We start from the raw sequence: 1,067 nt of genomic DNA, 5'->3' as shown, positions 1-1,067 counted from the left end.
CGATGGCGGAGAGGTCACACCTGTTCCCATTCCGAACACAGTAGTTAAGCTCTCCAGCGCCGATGGTAGTTGGGGTTCTTCCCCTGCGAGAGTAGGAAGCCGCCAGGCTTAAGATCAAGGAGGATTAGCTCAGCTGGGAGAGCACCTGCCTTACAAGCAGGGGGTCGGTGGTTCGAGCCCGCCATCCTCCACCATATATCTTTTGAAATATGCCGGCCTAGCTCAACTGGTAGAGCAACTGACTTGTAATCAGTAGGTTGGGGGTTCAAGTCCTCTGGCCGGCACCATTTTATTTTGAGCCATTAGCTCAGTTGGTAGAGCATCTGACTTTTAATCAGAGGGTCGGAGGTTCGAATCCTCCATGGCTCACCATCCTTGCGGGTGTGGCGGAATTGGCAGACGCGCTAGACTTAGGATCTAGTGTCTTTCGACGTGGGGGTTCGACTCCCTCCACCCGCACCATGTATATTATAAATTATAGTGATTTTTAAAATAAAATATGTTAATATTTTATTTATTGGGTCTTAAACATTATATCTTGCGGAAGTAGTTCAGTGGTAGAACACCACCTTGCCAAGGTGGGGGTCGCGGGTTCGAATCCCGTCTTCCGCTCCATATAATGCCGGGGTGGCGGAATTGGCAGACGCACAGGACTTAAAATCCTGCGGTAGGTCACCTACCGTGCCGGTTCGAGTCCGGCCCTCGGCACCATATATTTGCGCCCGTAGCTCAATTGGATAGAGCGTCTGACTACGGATCAGAAGGTTAGGGGTTCGACTCCTCTCGGGCGCGCCATTTAACGGGAAGTAGCTCAGCTTGGTAGAGCACATGGTTTGGGACCATGGGGTCGCAGGTTCGAATCCTGTCTTCCCGACCACTTAGTTATAATGGGGCCTTAGCTCAGCTGGGAGAGCGCCTGCTTTGCACGCAGGAGGTCAGCGGTTCGATCCCGCTAGGCTCCACCAATTAATTCGAACCTTGAAAACTGAACAAAACAACCAGTACGTCAATTCGCTATTTAAATAGCATTTTGAATATGAGCATTATGGATTTTAACATCCAAACTT

9 tRNA genes and 1 rRNA gene are annotated in these 1,067 nt (G+C 50.2%); all 10 read left to right on the top strand.

Annotated elements, in window-relative coordinates:
* A 5S ribosomal RNA gene (gene rrf / locus ABD006_RS17870) occupies positions 1-108 on the top strand; the annotation flags it as partial.
* 10 nt (positions 109-118) lie between these two features.
* A tRNA-Val gene (locus ABD006_RS17865) sits at positions 119-194 on the top strand.
* A 17-nt stretch (positions 195-211) separates the two neighbouring features.
* A tRNA-Thr gene (locus tag ABD006_RS17860) sits at positions 212-287 on the top strand.
* A 9-nt stretch (positions 288-296) separates the two neighbouring features.
* Positions 297-372 (top strand) — tRNA-Lys (locus ABD006_RS17855).
* A 5-nt stretch (positions 373-377) separates the two neighbouring features.
* Positions 378-462: transfer RNA gene (locus ABD006_RS17850), tRNA-Leu, on the top strand.
* Positions 463-540: 78 nt separating this feature from the next.
* Positions 541-615 (top strand) — tRNA-Gly (locus tag ABD006_RS17845).
* Between the two features lie 6 nt (positions 616-621).
* Positions 622-711, top strand: a tRNA-Leu gene (locus ABD006_RS17840).
* 7 nt (positions 712-718) lie between these two features.
* Positions 719-795, top strand: a tRNA-Arg gene (locus tag ABD006_RS17835).
* Positions 796-800: 5 nt separating this feature from the next.
* Positions 801-877, top strand: a tRNA-Pro gene (locus tag ABD006_RS17830).
* A gap of 12 nt (positions 878-889) precedes the next feature.
* Positions 890-965: transfer RNA gene (locus ABD006_RS17825), tRNA-Ala, on the top strand.
* The last annotated feature ends 102 nt before the right edge of the window (positions 966-1,067 follow it).

This window comes from Salinibacillus aidingensis (genome assembly GCF_039522525.1).
GTDB lineage: Bacteria > Bacillota > Bacilli > Bacillales > Alkalibacillaceae > Salinibacillus > Salinibacillus aidingensis.
Note: the sequence above shows the minus strand (reverse complement) of the source record. Positions and strands in the feature narration are given on the sequence as shown.